The organism is Actinoplanes sp. ATCC 53533 (assembly GCF_003947245.1).
Map to the genome: position 1 here is coordinate 16,069 of NZ_QHHV01000064.1, position 21,370 is coordinate 37,438.

General features: G+C 71.9%; 16 protein-coding genes and 1 pseudogene. 10 read left to right on the top strand and 7 right to left on the bottom strand.

The window, feature by feature from the left end; all coding sequences use genetic code 11:
• Window positions 1-33 precede the first annotated feature (33 nt).
• The 7 genes from DMB66_RS22250 to DMB66_RS22280 all read left to right on the top strand — a co-directional run bounded on the left by DMB66_RS22250 (window position 34) and on the right by DMB66_RS22280 (window position 7,502).
• On the top strand, window positions 34-501 hold the full coding sequence (locus DMB66_RS22250) for a Zn-ribbon domain-containing OB-fold protein (protein ID WP_199752562.1): 468 nt from the start codon (window positions 34-36) through the stop codon (window positions 499-501).
• Entirely contained in the window at window positions 494-1,567 is a 1,074-nt protein-coding gene (locus DMB66_RS22255; RefSeq protein ID WP_125806051.1) for a lipid-transfer protein, read from the top strand. The genes DMB66_RS22250 and DMB66_RS22255 overlap by 8 nt, the downstream gene beginning before the upstream one ends.
• Window positions 1,568-1,741: 174 nt before the next feature.
• Entirely contained in the window at window positions 1,742-2,899 is a 1,158-nt protein-coding gene (locus tag DMB66_RS22260) for a thiolase domain-containing protein (protein WP_125806052.1), read from the top strand.
• Window positions 2,896-4,092 carry a Nonspecific lipid-transfer protein gene (locus DMB66_RS22265; protein ID WP_125806053.1) on the top strand — a complete coding sequence of 399 codons (1,197 nt, stop codon included), beginning with the start codon at window positions 2,896-2,898 and terminating at the stop codon, window positions 4,090-4,092. The genes DMB66_RS22260 and DMB66_RS22265 overlap by 4 nt, the downstream gene beginning before the upstream one ends.
• A complete protein-coding gene (fadD8, locus tag DMB66_RS22270; protein WP_125806054.1) occupies window positions 4,092-5,678 on the top strand; it encodes a fatty-acid--CoA ligase FadD8 in 1,587 nt (528 codons plus the stop codon). The genes DMB66_RS22265 and fadD8 overlap by 1 nt, the downstream gene beginning before the upstream one ends.
• A gap of 87 nt (window positions 5,679-5,765) precedes the next feature.
• Complete coding sequence (locus DMB66_RS22275; protein WP_125806055.1) at window positions 5,766-6,578, top strand: hypothetical protein; 813 nt, start codon at window positions 5,766-5,768, stop codon at window positions 6,576-6,578.
• Window positions 6,579-6,680: 102 nt separating this feature from the next.
• Entirely contained in the window at window positions 6,681-7,502 is an 822-nt protein-coding gene (locus tag DMB66_RS22280; RefSeq protein ID WP_233624765.1) for a metallophosphoesterase, read from the top strand.
• A 642-nt stretch (window positions 7,503-8,144) separates the two neighbouring features.
• On the opposite strand, the pseudogene DMB66_RS22285 reads toward DMB66_RS22280, so the two are convergent.
• The 5 genes and pseudogenes from DMB66_RS22285 to DMB66_RS22305 all read right to left on the bottom strand — a co-directional run.
• A pseudogene (locus DMB66_RS22285) lies at window positions 8,145-8,495 on the bottom strand (ADP-ribosylation/crystallin J1); the annotation flags it as partial.
• 148 nt (window positions 8,496-8,643) lie between these two features.
• Complete coding sequence (locus tag DMB66_RS22290; RefSeq protein WP_125806056.1) at window positions 8,644-9,063, bottom strand: MmcQ/YjbR family DNA-binding protein; 420 nt, start codon at window positions 9,061-9,063, stop codon at window positions 8,644-8,646.
• Window positions 9,064-9,246: 183 nt separating this feature from the next.
• Window positions 9,247-9,966 (bottom strand): response regulator transcription factor, encoded by a 720-nt coding sequence (locus DMB66_RS22295; protein WP_125806057.1) that lies wholly within the window; start codon window positions 9,964-9,966, stop codon window positions 9,247-9,249.
• A 54-nt stretch (window positions 9,967-10,020) separates the two neighbouring features.
• Window positions 10,021-12,057, bottom strand: coding sequence for a hypothetical protein (locus DMB66_RS22300; RefSeq protein ID WP_199752564.1), 2,037 nt, complete (start codon window positions 12,055-12,057; stop codon window positions 10,021-10,023).
• Window positions 12,012-12,719, bottom strand: coding sequence for an ABC transporter ATP-binding protein (locus DMB66_RS22305; RefSeq protein WP_125806058.1), 708 nt, complete (start codon window positions 12,717-12,719; stop codon window positions 12,012-12,014). The genes DMB66_RS22300 and DMB66_RS22305 overlap by 46 nt, the downstream gene beginning before the upstream one ends.
• Before the next feature lie 130 nt (window positions 12,720-12,849).
• Between DMB66_RS22305 and DMB66_RS22310 the strand changes: the two genes are divergently transcribed.
• Window positions 12,850-14,052 (top strand): histidine kinase, encoded by a 1,203-nt coding sequence (locus DMB66_RS22310; protein ID WP_125806059.1) that lies wholly within the window; start codon window positions 12,850-12,852, stop codon window positions 14,050-14,052.
• 331 nt (window positions 14,053-14,383) lie between these two features.
• Window positions 14,384-15,187 (top strand): hypothetical protein, encoded by an 804-nt coding sequence (locus tag DMB66_RS22315; RefSeq protein ID WP_125806060.1) that lies wholly within the window; start codon window positions 14,384-14,386, stop codon window positions 15,185-15,187.
• A gap of 143 nt (window positions 15,188-15,330) precedes the next feature.
• Here the strand turns inward: DMB66_RS22315 and DMB66_RS22320 are convergent, their stop codons facing one another.
• Both DMB66_RS22320 and DMB66_RS22325 read right to left on the bottom strand, forming a co-directional pair.
• Complete coding sequence (locus DMB66_RS22320) at window positions 15,331-16,005, bottom strand: response regulator transcription factor (protein WP_125806061.1); 675 nt, start codon at window positions 16,003-16,005, stop codon at window positions 15,331-15,333.
• A gap of 12 nt (window positions 16,006-16,017) precedes the next feature.
• A complete protein-coding gene (locus DMB66_RS22325) occupies window positions 16,018-17,673 on the bottom strand; it encodes a sensor histidine kinase (RefSeq protein ID WP_125806062.1) in 1,656 nt (551 codons plus the stop codon).
• Between the two features lie 346 nt (window positions 17,674-18,019).
• Here DMB66_RS22325 and DMB66_RS22330 point away from each other — a divergent pair, with 346 nt between their 5' ends.
• A complete protein-coding gene (locus tag DMB66_RS22330) occupies window positions 18,020-21,361 on the top strand; it encodes a S8 family serine peptidase (protein ID WP_199752565.1) in 3,342 nt (1,113 codons plus the stop codon).
• Window positions 21,362-21,370: the final 9 nt, after the last annotated feature.

Genomic DNA, 21,370 nt, shown 5'->3' on the forward strand with positions numbered 1-21,370 from the left:
CACGATGGCCGGCCTGCTGTGGGAGGCGGCGCCGTGACGCTGCCCGAGCCGGTCACGACGATGGCCGGCCCGCTGCGGATGGACTACACCTACGTGGCCGGTGCCGGGCGCTCGGTGTTTCTGCGCGGGCTGGCCGGGCGCCGGGTGCTGGCCCGCCGCTGCCCCGGCTGCGAGCGGGTCTACGTCCCGGCGCCGGAGCTGTGCTCCCGCTGCCTGCGGCCGGTAGGCCCGCCGTTCGAGCTGGACGGCCGCGGCGTCGTGTCGACGTTCTGCGTGGTCAACTTCCCGTTCCCGGGCCAGGTGCACGAGCCGCCCTACGTGGTGGCGCACATCCGGCTGGACGGCGCCGACACCCGGCTGATGCATCTGGTCCGGGAGGTGGCTCCGGAGCGGGTGCGCATCGGCATGCGCGTCGAGCCGGTGTGGGTGCCCGACGAGGAGCTGGCCGCGTCGGCGACCAGCATCCGGCACTACCGCCCGGTGGGGCCGGCCGATGCGTGAGGTCGCCGTGGTGTCGTTCGCCCAGTCGCCGTGCGTGCCGGCCGACCGGGAGCACGACATGGCCGAGATGGTGCAGCCGGTGCTCCGCGAAGCGCTGGACGCCGCCGGCCTCGACCGCGACGACGTCGACTTCTTCGCCTCCGGCAGCCACGACTTCTTCGAGGGCCGCACGTTCTCCTACATCGAGTCGCTGGACGCGGTAGGCGCCTGGCCGCCGATCTCCGAGTCGCACGTCGAGATGGACGCGGCCTGGGCGCTGGCCGAGGCGTGGACGTGGCTGCAGCTCGGCGAGGGCGACGTCGCGCTCGTCTACGGCATCGGGCGCGGGTCGCTGGCCACCGACCTGGACCAGGTGATGCCCGCCCAGCTCGACCCGTACCTGCTCGCCCCGCTGCGACCACACCGGGACGCGCTCGCCGGGCTGCAGGCGAACGCCATGGTGGACGCCGGACTCACCAGCGAGCGGCACCTCGCCGAGGTCGTGGCCCGCTGCCTGGGCGCGGCCACCGCCAACCCGGCGGCGCAGCGGTCCGGCCGGGTGCGGGTCGACGACCTGCTGGCCAAGCCGTACGTCGCCGCGCCGTTGCGCGAGCATGACGTCGCCCCGCAGGGCGACGCCGCCGCGGTGGTGGTGCTCGCCGCCGGCCCGGCGGCGACGCGGCCGACCGGGCGCCCGGCCTGGGTGCGCGGGCTCGACCACCGGATGGAGACCCACTACCCAGGGGTACGCGACCTCACGCGTGCCGGATCCGCGCGGATGGCGGCCGAGCGCGCCGCGGAAATGGCCGGCTTCTCGGCGGCGCGGGCGGAGGTGGCCGAGTTGCACACCGAGTACAGCCACCAGGAGCCGCTGCTGGTGACGGCCCTGGGCCTGGGCGGCGCGGCGGTGAACCCGTCCGGTGGTCCGCTGACCGGCCGGCCGGCGACCGCGACCGGTCTGGTGCGGATCGGAGAGGCCGCCCGCCAGATCATGGAAGGCGGCGCCGAGCGCGCCGTCGCCCACGCGACCAACGGGCCGGCCCTGCAGCACAACCTGGTGTGCCTACTCGCCGCGGACCCGGCATGAGCTCGCGCACCGAGCGACACCCGGCTGCGCCGGCCGACGGCCTCGCGGGCGAGGGCCGCGAGGGCATGCCAGAGTGGGGCACCGCATGAGTTCGCGCACCGAGCGGCACCCGGCTGCGCCGGTCGACGGCCTCGCCGGTGAGGGCCGCGAGGGCATGCCGAGGGCAGGCAGAGCATGAGCACCGCGCTCGCCGTCATCGGGGTCGGGCAGAGCCGGCAGGCGAAGCGCCGCGAGGTCACCATCGGCGCGCTGGTGCGGGAGGCGGTGGATGCCGCCCTCGCCGACGCCGAGCTGGGCTTCGCCAACATCGACGCCGTCGTGCTGAGCAAGACCCCAGACCTGTTCGACGGGGTGATGAACCCCGAGCTCTACCTGGCCGACGCGATGGGCGCGGTGGGGCTGCCGGTGACCCGGGTCTTCACCGGGGGCAGCGTGGGCGGGCACGCCGCGATCTTCGGCGCGCACCTGGTGGCGGCCGGGCTCGCTCGCCGGGTGCTGGTGGTCGCATACTCCAAGGAGTCGGAGGGCAACTTCACCTGGGCGCTGTCGCGGGGCCTGCCGTTCAGCGCACACCTCGGTGCGGGTGCCGGCGGGCACTTCGCGCCGGTGATCCGTGAGTACATCCGCCGGTCCCGGGCGCCGGAGCATATCGGCTGGAAGGTCGCGGTCAACCACCGCCGCAACGCCACCCGCAACCCGTACGCGCACGTCCGGCGCGCCGGGATCACGCTGGCGGAGGTCCGCGATTCCCCCATGCTCTGGGATCCGATCCGGTACCTGGAGTCGTGCCCGTCCTCGGACGGCTCCTGCGCCGTGGTGATCACGGGCGCGGAACTGGCGGCGCGGGCGCCTCGGCCGCCGGCCTGGATCCACGGCATGGCCTGGCGGACCGAGACGGGGCACTTCGCCGGTCGGGACGAGGTGAACCCGCGGGCCGGCCGGGACTGCGCGGCCGAGGCCTACCGGCAGGCCGGGATCGCCGACCCGGCGCGCGAGATCGACGTGGCGGAGCTGTACATCCCGTACAGCTGGTATGAGCCGATGTGGCTGGAGAACATCGGCCTGGCCGAGGAGCACCGAGGCTGGCGGCTCGTCGACGACGACCGCACCGCGTTCGGCGGCGACCTGCCGGTCAACCCGTCCGGCGGCGTCCTGGCCGGCAATCCCACCGGCGCCACCGGGCTGCTGCGATTCGCCGAGGCGGCGCTGCAGGTGCGCGGGCTGGCCGGCGAGCACCAGGTCGACGGGGCGCGGCGTGCGGTGGGGCACGCGATGGGCGGCGCGTCCCAGTTCCACGCGCTCTGGGTCGTGGGCAGCGAGGTGCCGGCATGAGCAGCGTGGTGGTCGCGGGCGTCGGGATGACGCCGTTCGTCAGGATCGGCGGCGAAGTCACCTACCCGCAGTTGGTCGCCACGGCGGTCGGTGCGGCGCTGGCCGACGCCGGACTTGAGTACGGCCAGGTCGAGCGCGCCGCCGTCGGGTACGTGTTCCAGCCGTCCGCCGCCGGCCAGCGTGCCCTCTACGGCCTCGGCCAGACCGGCATCCCGGTGGTCAACGTGAACAACAACTGCGCCACCGGCTCCACCGCGCTGCTGCTCGCCCGGGAGTGGGTGCAGAGCGGCCTCGCTGACGTGGCGCTCGCCGTCGGCTTCGAGCAGATGTCCCGGGAAGCCATGTCCGGCCGCCCGACCGGAGTGTCCACAATCGACCACCATCTGGCCGCGCTCCCGCCCGAGCCCGGCGACGGCGCGCCGCTGACCGCGCGGCTCTTCGCCCGGGCCGCCGAGGAGCACATGCGCCGCTTCGGCAGCACGGCCGAGGACCTGGCCCGGGTGGCCGTGAAGAACCACGAGCACTCCACCCGCAACCCCCTGGCCCAGTTCCAGCGGCCGTTCACGCTCGGCGAGGTGCTCGCGGACAAGCCGGTGGCCGGCCCGCTGACCCGTACGCAATGCTCGCCCATGTCGGACGGTGCCGCCGCGGCCGTGCTGGTGAGCGAGCGGTTCGCCCGCCGGCAGCTGCCGGCGGGCAGGCGCGTGGAGATCCTGGCCCAGCGGCTGGTCACCGACGGCCCGGACGCGTTCTCCACCGGCTCGGCGATCGACGTGGTGGGCACCCCGATGACCCGCCGGGCCGTGCGCGCGGTGCTGGCCGACGCGGGCGTGGGCATCGGCGACGTGGACGTGGTCGAGCTGCACGACTGCTTCTCGATCAACGAGATCCTCAGCTGCGAGGCGATGGGCATGTGCGCCGAGGGCGAGGGCGCCGGGCTGGTGCGCTCCGGTGCCACCACCTACGGCGGCGAGTGGGTGGTCAATCCGTCCGGCGGGCTGATCTCGAAGGGGCACCCGCTGGGTGCGACCGGGCTGGCCCAGTGCGCGGAGCTGACCTGGCAGCTGCGCGGCGAGGCCGGCGACCGTCAAGTGCCCGCGGCCAGGCTGGGACTGGCACACAACCTGGGACTGGGCGGCGCCTGCGTGGTCACCCTCTACGGCGCCCCGTCGGATCGAGGGGAAGGACGATAGTGACCGATCAGGAGATGCGGCATCCGAACCACCTCGGACACCTGGTCGTGTCCGCCCTGCGGCAGCACCGGGACAAGCCGGTGCTGCGGCTCGGCGACACGACCCTGACCGGCGGCCAGACCGCCGAGGCGGTCAGCCGGTACGCGCAGGCCTTCGAGGCGCTCGGGGTGGGCACCGGCTCCCCGTCGGCGCTGCTGTCGCTGAACCGCCCGGAGGTCCTGCTGATCATCGCGGCGGGGCAGATGCGGGGCTCGCGGCGCACCGCGCTGCACCCGCTGGGCTCGCTCGACGATCACGCGTACGCCATCGACGACGCCGGCATCACCACGCTGATCATCGATCCGGTGCCGGCCTTCGTGGAGCGTGCCCTGGGGCTGCTGGAGCGGGTGCCCGGCCTCAAGCAGGTGCTCACCATCGGCCCGGTGCCCGAGGCGCTGGCCGGCACCGACGCCCGCGACCTGGTCGCCGCCGCGGCCGGCTATGACGCGCAGCCGCTGCGCCCCGCCACCCTGCCGCCCGACCACATCGTCTCGATCACCTACACCGGCGGCACCACCGGCAAGCCGAAGGGCGTGATCGGCACCGCGCAGTCGATGCTCACCATGACCCAGATTCAGCTGGCCGAGTGGGAGTGGCCGGCCGAGCCCAGGTTCCTGGTGTGCACGCCGTTGTCGCACGCGGGCGCCGCGTTCTTCGCCCCGACCCTGATCAAGGGCGGATCGCTCGTGGTGCTGCCCGGGTTCAACCCGGGCGAGGTGCTGCGGGCGATCGAGGAGCACCGGATCACCGCCACCATGCTGGTGCCGACCATGCTGTACGCGCTGCTCGACCACCCGGACTCGCACACCCGCGACCTGTCCTCGCTGCGGACGGTCTACTACGGCGCCGCCGCGATCAACCCGGTGCGGCTGCGTGAGGCGATCGACCGGTTCGGGCCGATCTTCGCGCAGTTCTTCGGCCAGACCGAGGCGCCCATGGCGATCAGCTACCTGGCCCGGGCGCAACACGACGACGCCCGGCTGGCCTCCTGCGGCCGGCCCTCGGCGTTCCTGCGCGTCGCCCTGCTCGACGAGCACGGCAGCGAGGTCCCCCCGGGCGAGCCGGGTGAGGTGTGCGTGGCCGGGCCGCTGCTCGCGGGCGGTTACTGGCACCAGCCCGAGGCGACCGGGGAGGCGTTCCGCGACGGCTGGCTGCACACCGGCGACGTGGCCCGCGAGGACTCCGACGGGTTCCTGTTCATCGTCGACCGGGTCAAGGACATGATCGTCACCGGCGGTTTCAACGTCTTCCCCCGCGAGGTGGAGGACGCGGTGGCGGCGCATCCCGCGGTCGCCCAGGTCGGCGTCATCGGCGTGCCCGACGCGACCTGGGGCGAAGCCGTCACGGCGATCGTGGTGCCCCGCGAGAAGCCCCACGACGACGCGGCCGCCGCCACGCTCGAGGAGGAGATCAAGGCATCCGTACGCGAGCGTAAGGGTCCCGTGCACACCCCCAAGCACGTGATCATGACCGACCGGTTGCCGCTGACCGCCCTCGGCAAGCCCGACAAGAAGGCCCTCCGCGCGACGTACTCGCCCACCTCGTGACCGCTGCCCGCCGCTGACCCGCGCGGGAACGGATCATCGTGCCCGACCGTCGGAGACCCGAGTCGGTAACGATGAGGAGGACCCGCGATGAGCGAGGACGAGGTCAGACTGCCCGAGCGGCCGGACCGGTTGGCGGTGCTGTCCGATCGGGCCACGGCGCGACGACGAGGCCGGACGGGCTCGGCAGCGATGGCGGCGGTGGCTGCGGTGGCGGCGGTAGCCGGGGTGGCGGTGGTCGGCGCCCTGCTGGGAATCCCGGCCCAGGAACGCCACCTGGAGAACGTGGCAGCGCACCCGAACAGTCGGACCGCGCCTCCGGCCGTGCCGTCGAACGGTCAGCCGGTGACCGCGCACCCGAGCGGTCAGGTCGCGACCTCGGCCTTCGCGAGCCCGGCGGTGTCCCAGGCGTACGTGACCGTCTCGCCCGGGCCGGACACGCCGTACCCGACGGACCTGCCGCCCCGTGACGCGCCGTTGCCACCCTCAGGCACCTGTCCCACGTCGGTGGATCCGATGCGACTTCCCACCCACAACCCCTGGGACGCCACCACCTGGCCAGAACGGGTGTCGGCGGTGACACTGTGCCGCTACGAGCACAGCACCTTCGACACCAGCGAAGGCCACAACACCCTGACGCGCGGCCCGGTCGCGGGTGATCTGGCTGTCTTCGCGGCGGCGCTCGACAAGGCGCTGCCACCGGTCAGGCCGATCAACCACGCGGGCTGCCGGATCGCGAACCCCGGCCCGCCCTACACGATCGACATCGTCTTCGTCACGGCGGCCCGCGACACCGGCAAGGCGTACCTCATGCTCCGAACGCTGTGCGATCCCCCCTGGCCCGAGAATCCCGAACGGGCATTGGACGAGGCGGTCGACGCGGTCCTCGGTCCGCCGTACTGATCGAGCCAGGGCACAACCGCAGGCTGAGGATCACCGGAACCGGGGCCCGGCGCGCCGGGCGATCGTCGACCGTTGTCGATCCCGGTCGGGCATGATCAGAGGGTGGGAAGTTTGTTCGCGGTCAGCGACCTGCACGTCGGGCACCCGCAGAACCGGGCGATCGTGGACGGGCTGCGGCCCGAGTCGCCGACGGACTGGTTGCTGGTGGCGGGTGACGTGGGCGAGGATTTCGCAGACATCGTCCGCACCCTCGGCATGCTCAGAGAGCGGTTCGCGACCGTGGTCTGGGCGCCGGGCAACCACGAGCTGTGGACGCGCCCGGGCGACCCGGTCGCGCTGCGCGGGGTGGCCCGGTACGACGCGCTGGTCGCCCGCTGCCGGGAGCTGGACGTGATCACGCCGGAGGACGACTATCCGGTCTGGGGCGACGTCACGATCGTGCCGATCTTCCAGCTGTACGACTACTCGTTCCGGGTGCCGGGCGTCGACACCAAGGACGAGTCGCTGCGCCGGGCGTACGCGGCGGGCGTGGTCTGCACGGATGAGTTCATGCTGCACCCCGACCCGTACCCGGATCGCGAGTCCTGGTGCCGGGCCCGGGTCGCCGCCACCCGCGAGCGGCTGGACGCCCTGGACCCGGCGGCCCGGACCGTGCTGCTCAGCCACTGGCCGCTGGTGCGCGAGCCGACCGACGTCATGTGGTATCCGGAGTTCGCGCAATGGTGCGGCACCGAGCTGACCCGGGACTGGCACATCCGCTACCGTGCCGCCGCGGCCGTCTACGGCCACCTGCACATCCCCCGCACCACGCGGCACGACGGGGTGCGCTTCGAGGAGGTCTCGCTGGGCTATCCCCGGGAATGGCAAAAAAGATCCGGGGACACGCCGAAGCCGATGCGCCGGATCCTCGGCGACGAGCCGTGACCGAGCGGGCTGCCACCGGCCGGGTGGCGGCGGCCGCCGTCGGCGGCACCATCGACAGCGTCGAGCCGCGGCGCTCAGCGTGATCGTGACGCCCCGGTTCGGAGGCGAACAGGCAAGGCGTCCGCCGAGCAGCTCGCAGATCATCTCGACGGGATGCCGAGCAGCTCGCAGATCACCTCGAACGGAGGCGGGACGGCGAGCCGGTCGATCAGATCCGGCTCGGATGCCGTGGACTCCCGTCCGACCCGGCTATTCCTCGGCAGTGAACTCGAAGGTGCCGGCCTCAAGGCGATCGATGAACCGGCTGACATCGTCGGCCTGCCGGATCCCACTGCCCCATCCGTCGCTTGCGATGTCGATCAGCAACACCGGTGCGGGGTCGCTGCGCAAGTCGAGCACGAGTTGTTCACGCGAGCCGTCACCACCGATGATCGCGATGCCAGGGTGCGCCTCGATGCTTTCGCCCCACGCTTCGTGCAGCTCGAGCATTTGGCGTGGCGTGTTGAGGCAGACGTAGGCACCGTTCGTCATCCAGCCTCGCCGAAACCAGGACTCACCCTGTAGGTAGGCTCGCCACGCCGGGGGCAGGGCTCCGCCCAACGCGTCGCCGGCGGTGGTGAACTCCTGGTCGCTCACCGGGCCGCGGTATTCGGACTCCTCCGTGATCGCTCCGACGATGTGGGCGTTGAGATCGGCGAGTTCCTCCGCCGGGATCCAGTATTCCAGCACGTCGCGACCACCGGCCTGGTGCACCTCATGACGGTCCAGATAAGAACGCGCTGCGTCGAACCGGGTCACGTAACCCACGCCTTCGGCGGGCACGTTCCACTCGCGGGCGATCTTCGTGGCGTACCAGCGATTGAGCACGGGATAGAAGATCGGCTGGTCCGGCAGGCGTGGTGGCCACGCCCGCCAGCCGGACGCCGCCACGAGGTCCAGCTCAGCCTGGCCGGTGGGCCGCCACAGAGTGATCGCGCCGGAGTCGTCGATGATGGTCTGCTCCTCACCAATTGCTGTAACAGTCCCAGCATTGCCGGACCTGCGAGTATCGACGGCGCCCAAAACTTTTGAACGGGCCCTCGACGAATTCCAGCGCCTCGCCGGCGCAGCCGCCACGCCACTGGTGTGACACTGCTGCCGATCAGCTGGTCGGCGGGGGAAGAACGACCCGGGCGACGAGGAACTTCGGGGCCATTTCGCAGTAGCTGTCGGCGATCAGCTCGGCGATCTCGGTCCAGTCGGTGTGGTCGCCGAGGAGGGCGCCGGCGACGTTGTGGCCCCATGGGGCGCGGAAGAACGGAAGGCCGCCGGAGGTCAGGCCGAGCAGATCCTCGGCGGGGACGCGGAACGTCAGCACGGTCGGCGGCTCGCCGGCGAGCTGATACCGGGCGTAGAACGGAAAACGTTCGACGTCTGGCATGTAGACATGGGCGATTGTCCGCTTGCGGATCCGCCAGCGGATGCCGATCCAGGCCGGCTCCTCGTACGATTCGGGCAGCCCTCGGCAGATCGGTCGCAACCGGTCCAGGATTTCCGGGGGCACGTCTCCAGGGCCGGACATAGGCCGACAGTAGCGGCAGCCAGCGAACTTCGCGCACTCAACAGCCCGTGCGGTCCGCACCCCAGGTCGTCAGCCACCTGCACCTCGACCCCGTCCGGACATACGCCCTTTCCCAATAGAGGTGCGCTCCCACGCGCGACGGATGCGCGCCCGCCCGGAAGCGCCGAACGGCCGCGATGCTCGTCAGCCGGGGAGCTGCCGAGGGCCCGGAGCGGCTTCGGCATGGCCGTGTTGCCAGGCCCAGGCGGCGATCTCGACGCGGTTGCGGGCGTCGAGCTTGGCTTGGACGCTGGCGAGGTGGGTCTTGACGGTGGACAGGGAGACGTAGAGGGTGGCGGCGATCTCGGCGTTGGTGCGGCCGTGCGCGGCGAGGCGCACGACGTCGAGTTCGCGTTCGGACAGGGGTTGCCGGCCTTGCGCGGCGGGCGGTTCGGATCGGTCGTCCGCGCGGGCCTCGGCGGCGAGTCCGGAGGTCAGGTGTTTGAGCAGCCGGACGGTGATCGACGGGGAGACGAGCGCATCGCCGTTCGCGGCGGCGCGGACGGCCTCGGCGAGCAGGGCCGGGCCGGCGTCCTTGAGCAGGAAGCCGCAGGCGCCGTTGCGCAGGGCGGTGTAGACATACTCGTCGAGGTCGAAGGTGGTGACCACGACGACGCGCAGGGGTTTCGCGACGTCGGGGCCGGCGAGCAGCCGGGTGGCGGCGAGGCCGTCGAGCTTGGGCATGCGGATGTCGAACAGGCAGACATCCGGGCGGAGCTGCCGGGCCAGGGTGACGGCTTGTTCGCCGTCGGTCGCCTGGGCGATGACGGTGATGTCCGGCTGGGCGTCCAGGAAGAAGTGGAACGCCGAGCGGATCATGTCCTGGTCGTCGGCGATCAGGACGCGGATGGGTGGGGCTGCCATGGTCACATCATCGCCTGCCACGGTGCCCCACCCCGTCTCCGACCTGCCCGTTCGTCAGTCGTCGGCGCGTACCGGATCCGCGGTGACCGCGCGAAGCAGCGGTCTGCTGGCTCCGATCGCGGCGACCATCGCCAGCGCGCCGATCAGCACGCACCCGGCGAGCAGCCCGGCATTGGTGCTCTGCGCCCCGCCGATCGAGCTGTTCAACCTGGTGGCGGCGAAGACGCCGATCGCGGTGGTGCCGCCGGCGAGAACGACGAGCGGAACCGCGGTCTCCCAGGTCCGGGCCCGGTTGAGCAGGGCGAGCGGGGTGCCGGCCAGGCGCAGCAGCCGGTACGTGCGCCGGCGATCGAGCACCGTGGCGGCGGCGGTGAGCCCGGCCGAGGTCGCCGCGGTCAGGAAGCTCAGCACCAGCGCCCCGAACCCGACCTGGCCCAACTGGCGGACCGTCATCGCGATGTCGGCGTTGCCCAGCTCCTGGGTGAAGGGCACCGCGCCCGGCACGAGGCCGGTCAGTGCGGTCAGCGCCGTGTCGATCTCGGCCGGGCCGCCGGCGACCCGGGCCACGATCCCGGTTTCCCACAGCACGGAGTCCTCGGGATCGGCCTCGACGGTGGCCTTGACGCCGGCCGCCCGGAGTCGGTCACGGGCCCGCTCGGCCAGGGCTTCGTCGGTCTTCGCACCGTCTGCCTGGGTGCTCGCCACGGCGACCTGGCCGGGGTAGCTCGCGCCGATGGCGCCGAGCTGGGCGACACTGCAGAAGCCGGCCACGAACCCGGCCAGGACCAGGCCGCTGACAGTGCGCCAGGCGCCGCGCGGGTCATCGCTGAGCCGGCGGGCGGCCAGCAGCGTGGTCGGGCGCCGGGCGAAGCGGCCGAGGATCCGGCCGAGCTGGTCGACGACCCAGGGACCGAGCGTCAGGTACGCACCGTAGAACAACACCATCAGCGTGACCGCGCCGCTGGTGCCCAGGTGGCCGTCGCGCGCCCGGATCCCCACGTACCCCGCCGCCGCGAGGAACACGAGGAGCCGGACGACCCGGGTACGGCGCGGATCGGCCTGCTGGGCGACGCCGAGCGGGGCCACCGCCACCCGCCGCAGCGCCGACATGGCGCTGACCGCGATCACGGCGGCGATCACGACGACCATCGCGGCCAGGTAGGCCGGGCCGACCCAGAGCGCGCTGGTATACCAGGCGCCGACACCGTAGGGAACTCGGGCGACCGCCGGCAGCAGCAGGCCGTATGCGGCGGCGCCGGCCGTCGCCCCGGCGGCGCCGACCGCGAAGGCTTCGACACCGGTCATGGCGAGGATCTGCCGGGGTGTCGCGCCGGCCAGCCGGAGCCCGGCGAGCCGCTGCTCACGCCGGGCGGCGCCGAGCCGGCCGGAGGCCGCGGCGAGCACCAACACGGGTACGACGAGCAGGCCGGCCGCGACCAGCGCACCCAGCCGGTCGAAGGCGAAGAACCCGCCGGGCTTGTCCGCGGTACGGGCGAAGCCGGCGACGACCGCACGAGCGGCCAGGCCCAGCCCGGCGTCGGAGGTCGGTGCGGCGCTGATCGCCGGGTCGGCGGGGGTACGGCCGATCACCGCGACGAGTTCGTCGGGTGAGGCCAGCCCGGCCCGGCTGATCGTCCGGTACGACGCCGGGTGGGGGAAGCGGTCGGCGAGTTGCCCCGCGGGGAGTTCCCGGGCGAGCGCGGCCAGCGCCGGGGAGAGGTAGACCTGGCCCGGCCGGGGAAAAGCGCCCAGTCCGGGCGGCGCCGCGGTGGCCGGACGTCCGGGCAGCTGGGCCAGCTGGACCACGGTGACCGGGGTGCCCCGGACGAACGTGGTGGACAACGCCTGCACCGCGGTGCCGCGCGGATCGGGGCTGGGGGTGCGCCACGCGGCGTGGTCGCCACGGGTGCCGGCGCCGAGGTAGACGGCGAGCACCAGGAGCAGAATCAAGGCGCTGACCGCCGCGGCGGCGGCTGCCAGCAGGTGGCCCTGCCAGCCGCGCCGACCGCCGGCGCGGTTGAACCTCCAGGTCAGGGCGATGACGTTCATCGGGTCGCGCCGTTCCGGGCAGCCGCGGCGGCGGGGTGCCACTCATCGACGATGTGTCCGTCCCGCACCTGCACGATCCGGTCGCAGTGGGCGGCGACGCCGGCGTCATGGGTGACCATCACCAGCGCGGATCCGAGCGACCGGGACACGGTGGTGAGCAACCGGATCACCTCCTCGCCGGTGGCCTGGTCGAGCGCGCCGGTGGGTTCGTCGGCGAACACCACGTCCGGCTCGACGACCAGGGCGCGGGCGATCGCCACTCGCTGCGCCTGCCCGCCGGACAGCTGCCCCGGCCGGCGCCGTTCCAGGCCGTCGAGGCCGAGCGGGCCGAACCAGCGGCGGGCCCGGGCCACCGCGTCCCGGCGGCGCATCCCGGACAGCATCAGCGGCAGGGCGACGTTCTCCTCGGCCGGCAACTCCGGAAGCAGCTGGCCGGACTGGAACACGAAGCCGAAACGGTCGCGGCGCAGTGCGCTGAGCCTGTTCTCGCCCAACCGGTCGATGCGTTCCTCGCCCAGCATGACCCGGCCGTCGTCGGGCCGGATCACGCCGGCCAGGACGTGCAGGAGGGTGGACTTTCCGGAGCCGGACGGCCCCATGATCGCCAGCAGTTCACCCGCTCGGACCGCCACTTCGGCGCCGGCGAGGGCAGTCGTCGGTCCGTACTTCTTGACAAGGCCGTATCCGGCCAGCACGTCGCTCATGGCCTCCACGATCGGATAGGCACCGCACCTCGCGCCTCGGTCACCTGACCATGGTTGACGGCGTGCCCCGCCGCAGAACCGTTCTTTTGACCGACCCTGCGGCCGCGGCCCGGCCGCATACCGTAAGCCCATGGAGATCAGCCAGACCGAGAACACCACAACCGCCCGTACGCGGCGGCGCGGCGGCCTGGCGATCGGCGGAATCATCGCGCTCGGCCTCGCCGCCACCATCGATCTGCTCGTCGTGGCCACCAACGGCGACCGGGTCTGGGTGACCCTGCTCGTCCTGGCGGTGGGGCTGACAGCGCTGCTGTGGCCTGCGGGCGCCCGTCCGCCGTGGCTGACCCCGCCGGTGCGAACCATCGTGCCCGCGCTCGGCTCCGCGGCGTACACGATCGGGGTCCTGCTCGGCGGCACGCCGACCGCGATCGGACCGGGCGAGCCCTTGATCCTGATCTGCCTGCTCGTCGTCGCGGTCCGCAACTGCCGGCCGGGAACGGCCGCGGTGGCCGCGTTCGTCATCGGCGCGAGCATCGTCGTGACGCCCCTGCGTGTCAGCGTCGGCAGTCCCGGCGAGGCCGGCGTCTCCTACGCGGTCTCGGCCGTGCTCGCCGTGCTCGCCAGCGGCGGCGCAGCGCTCGGTGGCTACCTGCGCTCCCTCGACCGTCGTCGAGAAGCCGCGATCGCCCGGACCCGCCGGACCGAGCGGCTGTCCATGGCGGCGGACCTGCACGACTTCGTCGCGCACCACGTCACCGGCATCCTGGTCCAGACGCAGATGGCCCGGGCACTGGCCGCCGGCGGCGAACCCGACCGCCTCGACCCCGTGCTCGAACGCATCGAACACGCGGCCGGCGAGGCCCTCGGCGCGATGCGGCGTACCGTCGGCATCCTGCGCAGCAGCGACGCCGACCACCCCGCCGCCGGCGACCTGGCCGCGGTCCCCGACCTCGTCAGCGGTTTCACCGCGGCCCACCGCATTCACGCCACCCTGCACCGCGACCCGGGTGTGCCGGACACCCTGCCGCCGGAAGTCCAGGCCGCCGCCTACCGGGTCATCCAGGAAGCGCTGACCAACGTGGGACGGCACGCCACCGACGCCACCGAGACCACCATCGACCTCCGGTGCGATGACGGGCACCTGGAGGTGACGGTGCACAACGACGGCACCAGCCGGACCCGGCCCGCGAGTGGCCGCAGCGACCACTACGGCCTGATCGGCCTCACCGAACGGGTCAGCGCCCTCGGCGGTCACCTCCACGCCGGACCGGAGCCCACCGGTGGCTGGCGCGTGGCGGCCCGGCTGCCGACGAGCGACTCTCTCCACCGGTAGGGCAGCTCTCCCATCGGCCACAAGCACGTCTCCTCGGCGGGCGCCGCCGTGCCTGTCGCTTGATGCTCTCCCGATCGGGAGAGGCGGTCCGGCCGGTCGGGAGACGCGTTGGGCCCGGGTCGTCTGCGAGGCTCTTGACCAATGTCGGGTTCCCCGTGATCCCACGTGGACAATTACTGTCGCCCCTTGTTGAAAAGGCACGGGGCAATGCGTTCTGGGCATTGATAGACATCAATAAAAAATTCAATTCGGATTGAACTGGAAGCTTCTCTCGCGACGTAGGAACGGTCAGCTGCCAGTAGACGGCAGACCAGCGGAGAGGTGGAGAGTCATGCGGAGAGTCAGAAACAAGAAAGGCATCAAGATCGCTATTGTTGCCGCGGCCGTGATGGCAGCGGGTGCCCTCGCGACGATTCCCGGCATCAGCTCGGCACGCGAGAACGGTCGCGCCGCCGGCGCCAACTGTGCCGTCCAGAATGCCGACGCGGGCGCGCAGAACGCCAACCAGAACCAGGGCCAGAAGCAGGATGGTGCCGGCGGTGTGCAGGCGGCCCGGACCCGGTTCAACGCCGCGCGACAGGCCTTCGCCGCTCAGGCGAAGCAGCTCCGCGCGGCCCGGACTGAGGCCCGCAATGCGGCCCGGGCTGCTCGGGCCGCCCAGGGCAACGCCGCAGCCAACCAGGGCAACGCCGCACTTCAGCAGGACGCACAGAACAAGGCGGCAGCGGCGCAGGCCGCACTCGCGCGCTTCCGCACCCAGCGGACGGCGACGAACCAGGCGCTGAACAACGCGCGACAGGCCCTGGGCGAGTTGCGCGCGGCGGAGAAAGCCGCCAAACAAAATGGCCAGAACCAGAACCAGAACCAGAACCAGAACCAGAACCAGAACCAGAACCAGAACCAGAACCAGAACCAGAACCAGAACCAGAACGGTCAAGGCCAGAACGGTCAGGGGCAGGGTCAGAACGGTCAGGGGCAGGGCCAGAACGGGCGCCGCTGCAACAACCAGAACGCCAACCAGAACCAGGGTCAGCAGAATGGGAACGCGCAGGGCGACGGAGCCGACGGCTCGGCCGAGAACCAGCGGGACATGAACAACATGGAGAACACGGCCAGGAACTCCGGAGCGCAGTAGCGGGCCGGTAAGCCCAGGCACGGACGCCCGTTGTCGTCACGCGTCAAGCATTCCGACGGCGACGGGCGCCTTGCCGTGCAGTGCGATCAGGCCCACTCCTGTGGATCGCCGCCCATGCGCGGGGGTTGGTGCGGAACGGGGCGTCAGGTTGTCGGCAGCAGGCCCGCGTCTCGTGCGAGGATCGCCGCTTGGACCCGGTTGGCGCAGTCCAGCTTGGTCAGGATGTGTCGCACGTGGGTCTTGACGGTGCCTTCGCCCATGAAGAGCTGCCTGCCCGCCTCGGCGTTGGAGAGTCCTGAGCCGATCATGGCGAGCACCTCGCGTTCCCGGTCGGTCAGCGCGCTGACCCGGCGGCGGGCCTCGGTGATCCGGCCGGCGCTGGTGACGACGTAGCGGTCGATCAGCTCGCGGGTGATGCGGGGCGAGAGGATCGCGTGTCCGTCGGCCGCGGCGCGGACGGCGTGGATGAGTTCCTCGGGTCCGCTGTCCTTGAGCAGGAAGCCCGCCGCCCCGGCCAGCAGCGCCTGGGCCACGTACTCGTCCTCGCCGAAGGTCGTCAGCATGACGACCTGGACCGACGGGGCGCGCGCGGCCAGCTCCTTCGCCGCGGTCAGGCCGTCCGTTCCCGGCATCCGGATGTCCATCAGCACCACATCGATGTCGTGCCGGGTGGCCAGGTCGACTGCCTCCGCGCCGTTGCCCGCCTCGGCGACGATCTCGATGTCGTCGGCGTGCGACAGCACCAGGCGCAGGCCCGCGCGGACCAGTCTCTCGTCGTCGGCCAGCAGAACCCGTACCGTTCGGGCGTCGTTGATCATGTTGGTCGCATCCTACGGTCCCTCGGGGCTGGCGGGAACCGCGAGCCGGTCCATCAGGGACAGGCGGTCTCCTTGGAAGCAGTACCGGAGGACCGCTGTGCCCGTTGCTTCGCTCCACGTCTGCGAGTACAGGCAGGTCGCGCCGGGCGGCGGGGGCTTTTCGATCGTCTGGGCGGCCATCCGGGCGAGCGGGTCGTCCTCGCCGATGAGGGAGATGACCTCTGTCTTGGTCATGCCGATCCGAGCAGATTCGACGGGCGCGTCGAAGGGGGTGCTGCCCGGCACGACGAGTGATGCGGCGTTGAGGACGACAGAGACCAGTGCCGGTACGCCAACCAGGCCGACGGCGAGAAGCGCGGCCACCCCCCGGCCGTCGCGCAGGCTGCCCCGGAGGCCGCCACCCGCCTGTCCGGTGCCGGCGGCCGGATGGATGATCCTGCCGTTCGGTACGCCCGGCCACGGTCCGCTGAATCCGTCAGGTGGCGCGGAGCCGACCAGCGGCAACCCGGCCGAGACCCGGAAGCCGCCGTCGGGGGTGGAGCCCGCGCGGAAGTCCCCGTTGAGCAGGCGAATCCGTTCCTGGACACCGACCAGGCCCAGGCCGGTGCCCGAGGCGGCCGGCCTCGGCTCGGAAGCGATGGGGGAACCGCTGGTGACTTCGACGCGCACTCGCTCCGGGTCGCGTTCGATCACGACGTTCGCCGCGGCGCCGACCGCGTGTCGATGGATGTTGGTGAGGCATTCGCGGACGATGCGATGCACGGCCCACCGGACAGCCGGTGGTGCGTCTGCGAGATCGGCTCCGCGCCAGGTGAGTTCCACCGGTACGCCGGCCGAGCGGGACTGGGCGATCAGCCGGGCCAGGCCGGCGGGTGTGCCGGTTTCGTCCACCGGCTGCAACTGCGGCTGATCCGGCTCGGCGGTGCGCAGTATGCCGAGCGTGCCGCGTAGCTCCTGCATCGCGGTGTGCACGGTGCTGCGGATCAGCCGGGCCTCGTCGGTCGCCTTGGGTACCTTTCCCGCGGTGGTGAGTTCCAGGGCGCCGGCGTACAGCGAGATGAGGCTCAGCCGGTGGCCGAGTTGGTCGTGCATCTCCTGGGCGATGCGCGAGCGTTCCTGAAGCCGGGCGGTCGAGTGCGCCAGCCGGTAGTTGTCCTCGAGGTAGTGGGTGCGTTCGCGGAGGGCGCTGACCAGGCGGTCCGCCTTGCGGAGCAGGAACTGCCCGCCGACCGGGAGCCCGATGCAGACGGCGAGGGCGACCGCGTGCCCGACCACCACGATCGGCCAGCCGTATTGCGCCGACAGCAGCGCGGCGCCGCAGTCGGTGAGCACCGCCAACCCGAGCACGGCGCGCAGCCGTCGCGTCGGCTGGATGTGCGTCGAGGCGTGGAAGACGGTCAGCGCCAGCAGGCTGCCGGCCGCCGGCCATGCGCCGAACAGTGCGGCCGCCCCGACGAGGGCCACCCCGGGAAGTCTCAGCCGGAGCAGCCCCAGCAGGGCCGTGCCCGCGATCAAGAGCCAGATCCACGGCGATTCAGGCGCGCACTGCGCGGACGTCCAGGCGAAGTCGAACGACACCTGGGCGGAGGCCCACGTGACCGCGGCGATCAACCCGGCCAGACCGAGCTCCCGCGCGACCGTGCGGCCGCGCCACTCAGACACCCGCATCGGCTCCCCTCATGTGCGTAAGTACGAGTCCAGCTGAGCAGTAGTTCACCGACCGTCGGCGGCGCGCGCGGCTATATCGACCGGTATAGCTGATTGGCTCGTTCGGTAGAGGACGCGCCCATCCAAGAATGCCTATGGTTCTGCCGACGGCGATCGCGTGCTCGACGCGCTGATGAACGCCGCAACGGTCCAGCTCATCTCGTGACCGATTCCCCTGGCGGCTGCCGGGTCGCGACGCCGTGTCGCATTCCTCGCAGAAGGGTTCCGTATGCGTAACAGACACCGGCCCGTTGGCTTGCTCCCCCCACCGCTGAACCCGCCTGGACCAGTCGGCGGCGCTCGTCTCGTGGCCGTCACCGCGGCGACAACCATGGTTCTGGTCGCCGGCCTGGCCAGTCCCGCGTCGGCCGGCGCCGAGGGCGAACCGGCCAGGGCGGACGCGGTGGGCGGCCGGGCTGCGGCCGGAGCGACCATGCGATCCGCGTCCGGATACCGCGTCAGTCTGCTCACCGGTGACCAGATCGACGTCGACACCGACGGCCGCCTGATCGCCGCGGAACCGGCGAAGGGAAGGGAGAAGGTGACGCTCCGGGTGCACCGGCTGAACGGCCGCACTCTGGTCGTTCCCGCGGACGCGTACCGCATGATCGCCGACGGCAGGCTCGACCAGCGGCTCTTCGACGTCGGCGAGTTGGCCAAGGTGGCCAGGCTCAGGGGCCGGGACGACAGCGTGCGCGTGATCGTCGGCTACCGGGGCGCCGCCACCACCACGAGGTCCGCGCTCCGCGCCGCCGGCGACACCGAGGTGCGCCGGACCTTCAAGGCCCTGAACGCCGACCTGGTCACCACGCCTCGGCCGGACGCCACGCAGTTGTGGCAGACCCTCACCAGGGTGCAGCGTTCCGGTCTCCGTGCCACCGCACCCGGCGTGGACCACGTCTGGCTGGACGGGGTCCGCGAGGCCACCTTGGACAAGAGCGTCCCGCAGGTCGGTGCGCCCGGGGCGTGGGCCGCGGGATACGACGGCAAGGGCGTCAAGGTCGCCGTGCTGGACTCGGGTGTCGACGCCACCCATCCCGACCTCAGGACCCAGGTGATCGCCGAGAAGAACTTCACGACAACCCCCGACGCCGGGGACCGCATCGGCCACGGCACCCACGTCGCGTCCACTGTGGCCGGCACCGGCGCCAGGTCCGGCGGCAAGTTCAAGGGCGTCGCGCCGGGCGCGCGGATTCTCAACGGCAAGGTGCTCGGCGAGGACAACAGCGGTGCCGACTCCACCATCATCGCGGGCATGGAATGGGCCGCTGAACAGGGCGCGGACATCGTGAGCATGAGCCTCGGTGGCCAGGACCGCCCCGGGGAGGACCCGATCGAGGCCACGGTCAACAAGCTGTCGGCAGAGCGGGGCATCCTGTTCACCATCTCGGCGGGCAACGGCGGCCCCGGCATCGGCACGCTCGGCTCGCCCGGCAGCGCGGAGGCGGCGCTCACCGTCGGTGCGGTCGACGACAAGGACCAATGGGCCGATTGGTCCAGTGTGGGCCCGACCGCCGACGGCGGCCTCAAGCCCGACGTGACCGCTCCGGGCGTCGACATCACCGCCGCCGTGCCGGCGGACAGCATCATCGCCAGGAACGTGGGCCAGAACCCGCCCGGCTACGCGAGCATCGAAGGTACGTCGATGTCGACACCGCACGTCGCGGGCGCGGCGGCGATCCTCAAGCAGGCCCACCCGGATTGGCGGTATGCCGAGCTCAAGGCTGCCCTGATCGGCTCCGCCAAGGGCGGTCCGTACCAGGTTCTCCAGCAGGGTGCGGGCCGGATCCAGGTGGACGAGGCCGTCGAACAGTCCGTGATCGCCGAGCCGTCCTCGGTGAACCTGGGCACGCAGGCCTGGCCGCACGTCGACGATACGCCGGTCACCAAGAAATTGACCTACCGCAACCTCGGGACGCGGGACGTCACGCTGAACCTCGCGACGACCGGCACCGACCCGAAGGGGCAGGCCGTCCCGGCCGGCTTCTTCACGCTCGGCGCCACGGCTGTCACCGTCCCGGCGGGCGGCCGGGCCTCGGTCGACGTGACCGCCGACACCAGGCTCGGTGGCAGCACGGACGGGGGATACTCCCTGTACGTCGCGGCCACGGGCGGCGGCCAGAACGTGCGGACAGCGGTGGGCGTGAACCGCGAGGTCGAATCGTACGACGTGACGCTGAGGTACACAGCGCGCGACGGCAAGCCGGCGTCCGCCGACAACACCGGCACCATTCTGGGCGGCACGAGCGGTCTGGGCAGGGGATACCTCGCCTGGCCGGAGCCCGACGAGTCCGGCGCTGTCAGGCTCCGCCTGGCCAAGGGCAGCTATCTGCTCGATTGTGGGATCTTCGTGGACCTCATCGACGACGCGAAGGGCACCGACTGGCTGGTCCAGCCGAGGCTGGAGGTCACCAGGAACATGACGGTGACGATTGACGCGCGCACCACCAAGCCGGTCGATGTGACGGTGCCGGACGCTCGAGCCAAGCCGGCGACTGCCGGATCGTCCTACGGGTACACGGACGAGGGCTTCGAGGCCGGCGGGGAGTTCTGGACGAATTCGATCAAGGCGTTCCGCACCGCTCATCTGGGCCCGCAGGTCGCCCGGGGCCTGGCCCAGCAATGGTCGAGCCAATGGGTGCGGGGTTCGAAAGCCGAGTACAACACGGTGTCCGGCGGCCCGGTGCAGAAGCTCGCCACCGGCTACACCAAGCACTTCACGCGCCCGCAGTTCGCCACCGTGCAGGCCACCGTCGGGGCGGCCGCCCCGGGCAAGACGGGCGAGCTCACTGCTACCGGCGTGCTGCCCTCGGTCGCCCCTGGCTCCGGGAATCCGGTAGAGCACAGGCTGCCGCACACGCGCACCATATACCTGTCGACGGCCGATCAGGTCCGGTGGTCGCTCGCGTCCGCGCAGTTCCAGGCCGAGGGGTCGGCGCGCGAAGTCGGTTTCCAGCATGCCGGCCCGCAGGCGTACCGGGGTGGCAGGACCTACCAGGAGGCCTTCGGCGTCGGCGTCATCGGGCCGGCCCTGCCCAGGAACACCGGTGTCCGCCGCGACGGCGACCAGATGACCGCCGATGTGCGGGTCTACTCCGACGGCAAGGGACATCCCGGCGACTCGGACTACACGTCGGTCCGGACGGTCCTCTACCGCGACGGCGTCAAGATCGCTGACGATGCGGATCGGCCCTGGGGGCGCCGGCCGCCGGCCGTGGTCCCGGCCGCGCCGGCCTGGTACGAACTGGCCACGTCCGTCACGCGCAGCGCGACCGTGGGAGCCACCTCCACCCGTATCGACGCGAGTTGGACCTTCCGCTCCCAGCGGACCGCCGGGCCGGTTTGGATGCCGCTCTCCACGGCGCGCCTCCATCCCGCGCTCGGCCCGGACAGCACGGCTCCCGCCGGCCGGACCCAGTCCGTTCCGGTGACCGTGCAAGGCGCCGCGGCGCGCGGAAGTCTCCGGTCGCTGTCGGTCTACGCCTCATACGACGGCGGCCGGACCTGGAAGAAACTGACCGTCAGCAGGGGCAAGGTCTCCGTCAGGAACCCGGCCAGGGGCAAGGGCATCGCCTTCCGCACCGTGCTCTCGGACAGAACGGGGAACACGTCCACCGTGTCGATCCACAACGCCTACCTCGGCAGGTGACACCGCCCT

Excerpts from the sequence above, each read along its gene's own strand:
- DMB66_RS22255 (WP_125806051.1), top strand. The coding sequence starts at position 494 with ATGCGTGAGGTCGCCGTGGTGTCGTTCGCCCAGTCGCCGTGCGTGCCG.
- DMB66_RS22260 (WP_125806052.1), top strand. The coding sequence starts at position 1,742 with ATGAGCACCGCGCTCGCCGTCATCGGGGTCGGGCAGAGCCGGCAGGCG.
- DMB66_RS22265 (WP_125806053.1), top strand. The coding sequence starts at position 2,896 with ATGAGCAGCGTGGTGGTCGCGGGCGTCGGGATGACGCCGTTCGTCAGG.
- DMB66_RS22275 (WP_125806055.1), top strand. The coding sequence starts at position 5,766 with ATGAGCGAGGACGAGGTCAGACTGCCCGAGCGGCCGGACCGGTTGGCG.
- DMB66_RS22290 (WP_125806056.1), bottom strand. The coding sequence starts at position 9,063 with ATGTCCGGCCCTGGAGACGTGCCCCCGGAAATCCTGGACCGGTTGCGA.
- DMB66_RS22295 (WP_125806057.1), bottom strand. The coding sequence starts at position 9,966 with ATGGCAGCCCCACCCATCCGCGTCCTGATCGCCGACGACCAGGACATG.
- DMB66_RS22305 (WP_125806058.1), bottom strand. The coding sequence starts at position 12,719 with ATGAGCGACGTGCTGGCCGGATACGGCCTTGTCAAGAAGTACGGACCG.
- DMB66_RS22310 (WP_125806059.1), top strand. The coding sequence starts at position 12,850 with ATGGAGATCAGCCAGACCGAGAACACCACAACCGCCCGTACGCGGCGG.
- DMB66_RS22315 (WP_125806060.1), top strand. The coding sequence starts at position 14,384 with ATGCGGAGAGTCAGAAACAAGAAAGGCATCAAGATCGCTATTGTTGCC.
- DMB66_RS22320 (WP_125806061.1), bottom strand. The coding sequence starts at position 16,005 with ATGATCAACGACGCCCGAACGGTACGGGTTCTGCTGGCCGACGACGAG.
- DMB66_RS22325 (WP_125806062.1), bottom strand. The coding sequence starts at position 17,673 with ATGCGGGTGTCTGAGTGGCGCGGCCGCACGGTCGCGCGGGAGCTCGGT.